Source organism: Streptomyces glaucescens (assembly GCF_002154375.1).
GTDB lineage: Bacteria > Actinomycetota > Actinomycetes > Streptomycetales > Streptomycetaceae > Streptomyces > Streptomyces glaucescens.
The window spans coordinates 1-3363 of the sequence record NZ_MUND01000884.1 but is presented as its reverse complement, the minus strand read 5'-3'; the positions used below and the strand labels follow the sequence as shown (position 1 = coordinate 3363).

The window sequence follows — 3363 nt, the reverse complement described above, 5'->3', positions numbered from 1 at the left end:
CGCTGTTCGCGCGGGCCGTGGCCGGGCTGCTGTGCCGGGTCGACGAGGCGCTGGGCCGCCCGGACCGGCTGGACTTCGTCGACATGGCGGCGGGCCGCGGCGAACTCGTCACCGGGGTGCTCGCCGCGCTGCCCGCGGGGACGGCCGCCCGCACGCGCGCGTACGCCGTCGAGATCGCCGCCCGGCCGGCGGAACTCGATCACCGTATCGAGTGGCGCGCCGAGCTGCCCAGGGCCGTCACCGGGCTGCTGTTCGCCAACGAGTGGCTGGACAACATCCCCCTGGAGGTCGCGCGGACCGACGCCTCGGGCGTGCCGCGGCGGGTGCTGGTGCGGACGGACGGCACCGAGCGGCCGGGCGAGCCGGTCACCGGCGCGGAGGCTGCGTGGCTGGCCCGGTGGTGGCCGCTGCCGGCCGAGGAGGGGCTGCGGGCGGAGATCGGGCTGCCCCGGGACACCGCGTGGGCGTCGGCCGTGTCCTGTGTGGAGCGCGGGCTCGCGGTGGCGGTGGACTACGCGCACACGGTGGACGCGCGCCCCCCGTTCGGGACGCTGACGGGCTTCCGGGAGGGGCGCGAGACGGCGCCCGTACCGGACGGGTCGTGCGACATCACGGCGCATGTCGCCCTGGATGCGTGCACGCTCCCCGGGGGGCGCGTCCTGACCCAGCGCACCGCCTTGCGCACCCTTGGGATCACGGGCGCACGCCCCCCGCTCACGCTCGCCTCCACGGACCCCGCGGCCTATGTGCGCGCCCTCGCGAGCGCTGGTGAGGCCGCCGAGCTGACAGCGGCGGGCGGGCTCGGCGACTTCGGCTGGCTGGTGCAGCCGGTCGGCATCGCGGACCCCCTGGCGCAGGCGTCGCCCACCGGTCGGTGAGCCCTGCTCACCGGGCGCCGGCCCCTGCGTTTCGGACGCTGACCCTCGCCTGTCGGACGACGCCGACCCCTACGTGCCGGACGCCGACCCCTACTTGTCGATGTCCCCGACCACGAAGAACATCGACCCCAGGATCGCCACCATGTCCGCCACCAGCGTCCCCGGCAGCAGCTCGGTGAGCACCTGGATGTTGTTGTACGACGCCGAGCGCAGCTTCAGCCGGTACGGCGTCTTCTCGCCCTTGCTGACCAGGTAGTAGCCGTTGATGCCGAGCGGGTTCTCGGTCCACGCGTACGTGTGCCCCTCGGGCGCCTTCAGCACCTTGGGCAGCCGCTGGTTGATCGGCCCCGGCGGCAGCTCGGCGATCCGGTCGAGGCAGGCGTCGGCCAGGTCGAGGGCGTTGTGCGTCTGCTCCAGCAGGCACTCGAAGCGGGCGAGGCAGTCGCCCTCCCGCCGGGTGACGACCTTGAGGGTGTCCTGCAGCTCGCCGTAGGCCAGGTACGGCTCGTCGCGGCGCAGGTCGAGGTCGACGCCCGAGGCGCGCGCGATGGGACCGCTCACGCCGTAGGCGTGCACCGCCTCGGGGGCGAGGACGCCCACGTCCCGCGTGCGTCCCCGGAAGATCTCGTTGCCGAGCACCAGGTCGTCGTAGACGTCCATGCGCGAGCGGACGGCGGCGACGGCGGCACGCGCGCGTGCGGTCCAGCCGGCCGGCAGGTCCTCCTTGAGGCCGCCGACCCGGTTGAACATATAGTGCATCCGCCCGCCGGAGACCTCCTCCATGACGTTCTGGAGCACCTCGCGCTCCCGGAACGCGTAGAAGACCGGCGTGATGCCGCCCAGCTCCAGCGGGTAGGAGCCGAGGAACATCAGGTGATTGAGCACCCGGTTCAGCTCGGCGAGCAGCGTGCGGGTCCACACCGCGCGCGGGGGGACCTCCATGCCGAGCATCCGCTCCACGGCCAGCACCACGCCCAGCTCGTTGGAGAACGCCGACAGCCAGTCGTGGCGGTTGGCGAGCATGATGATCTGACGGTAGTCGCGCGCCTCGAACAGCTTCTCCGCGCCGCGGTGCATGTAGCCGATCACCGGCTCCGCGCTGGTGATGCGCTCGCCGTCCAGCAGCAGCCGCAGTCGCAGCACACCGTGTGTGGACGGGTGCTGGGGCCCGATGTTGAGCACCATGTCGGTGCTCTCCGCGGCGCCGCCGATCCCGACCGTGGTCTCCGTCGTAGGAGTCATGGCCCCAGTCTCTCCTACGTACGCTGGCCCCATGGAGACGGGGAGCCCGCGGGGCGCGGAGACGGCGGGGGACGAGCCGGTGTGGACCGGGCTGCCCCCGGGGCTGCTGCGGATGCGGCGGCTGCTGCTGGTGGTGTGGACGGTGATCCTGGCGGTGGGCCTCGCCCTTCCGCTCGGTCTGCTCGTGGGGCTCGCGTGGGCGGCGTTCGGGCTGCTGCCCCTGACCCTCACGGTCGGGTGCTGGGGCCTGCTGGAGCGCAACTGGCGCTCCTGGCGGTACGCCGAGCGCGCCGACGACCTGCTGATCAGCCGGGGCGTGCTGTGGCACGAGGAGACGGTGGTGCCGTACGGGCGCATGCAGCTGGTCGAGGTCACCTCCGGCCCGCTGGAGCGGCACTTCGGGCTGGCCAGCGTGCAGCTGCACACCGCCGCCGCCGCGACCGACGCCACCATCCCCGGTCTGGACCCGGCCGAGGCGGAACGGCTGCGCGACCGGCTCACCGAGCTGGGCGAGGCCCGATCGGCGGGGCTGTGAGCGCGCCGGGCACCGAGGACGGCGTACGCCGCGGCACCGCGGTGACCGAGCGGCGGCTGCACCCGGTGACGCCGCTGCGGCGGGCGTGGGCGCCGGTCGCCGTGCTCATCGGCTGGGCGCTGCACGACCCGGACGGCACGCAGCGCCAGCTGACCCGGCTGACCACGACCACCCTGCTCATCGGGCTCGCCGTACTCATCCCGGCCGCCGCCCTCTACGGCTTCCTCACCTGGTGGTTCACCCACTTCGCGGTCACCGAGTCGGAGCTGCGCATCCGCACCGGCCTGCTGTTCCGGCGCACCGCGCACATCCGGCTGGAGCGGATCCAGGCCGTCGACGTCACCCAGCCGCTCCTCGCGCGCGTGGCGGGCGTGGCCAAACTCAAACTCGACGTCATAGGGACCGACAAGAAGGACGAACTCGCCTTCCTCGGCGAGGACGAGGCCCGCGCGCTGCGCGCCGAGCTGCTCGCGCGGGCCGCCGGTTTCGCGCCCGAGACGGCGCACGAGGTCGGCGAGGCGCCGGCGTACCGGCTGCTGCGCGTGCCTCCCGGAGTCCTCGCGCTCTCCCTGGTGCTGACCGGCGCCACCTGGGGCTCGCTGGCCGCCGCGCTCGTCGTCCCGCCGGTGGTGTGGTTCGCCACCCACAGCCTGTGGACGGTCCTCGCCACCGGTGTGCCGCTGCTCGGCGCGGCGGGCGCGAGCAGCG

The 3363-nt window shown here is 73.9% G+C and carries 4 protein-coding genes; 3 read left to right on the top strand and 1 reads right to left on the bottom strand.

Going from position 1 to position 3363, the window contains the following annotated elements; genetic code table 11:
* Nucleotides 1–878: SAM-dependent methyltransferase (locus CCN42_RS38850; RefSeq protein WP_086741903.1), on the top strand; the 878-nt coding region annotated here is incomplete at its 5' end.
* A 90-nt stretch (nucleotides 879–968) separates the two neighbouring features.
* Here the strand turns inward: CCN42_RS38850 and CCN42_RS38845 are convergent.
* Nucleotides 969–2120 (bottom strand): NADH-quinone oxidoreductase subunit D, encoded by a 1152-nt coding sequence (locus CCN42_RS38845; RefSeq protein WP_086741902.1) that lies wholly within the window; start codon nucleotides 2118–2120, stop codon nucleotides 969–971.
* Nucleotides 2121–2151: 31 nt separating this feature from the next.
* Here CCN42_RS38845 and CCN42_RS38840 point away from each other — a divergent pair, with 31 nt between their 5' ends.
* Both CCN42_RS38840 and CCN42_RS38835 read left to right on the top strand, forming a co-directional pair.
* Nucleotides 2152–2655: a PH domain-containing protein gene (locus tag CCN42_RS38840; protein WP_086741901.1), complete on the top strand. Its 504-nt coding sequence runs from the start codon at nucleotides 2152–2154 to the stop codon at nucleotides 2653–2655.
* On the top strand, nucleotides 2652–3363 hold a 712-nt coding region (locus CCN42_RS38835; protein WP_143662187.1), incomplete at its 3' end, for a PH domain-containing protein. The genes CCN42_RS38840 and CCN42_RS38835, both read left to right, overlap by 4 nt.

Bases quoted from the DNA above. Each gene is read 5' to 3' on its own strand.
- CCN42_RS38845 (WP_086741902.1), bottom strand. From the start codon at position 2,120: ATGACTCCTACGACGGAGACCACGGTCGGGATCGGCGGCGCCGCGGAG.
- CCN42_RS38840 (WP_086741901.1), top strand. From the start codon at position 2,152: ATGGAGACGGGGAGCCCGCGGGGCGCGGAGACGGCGGGGGACGAGCCG.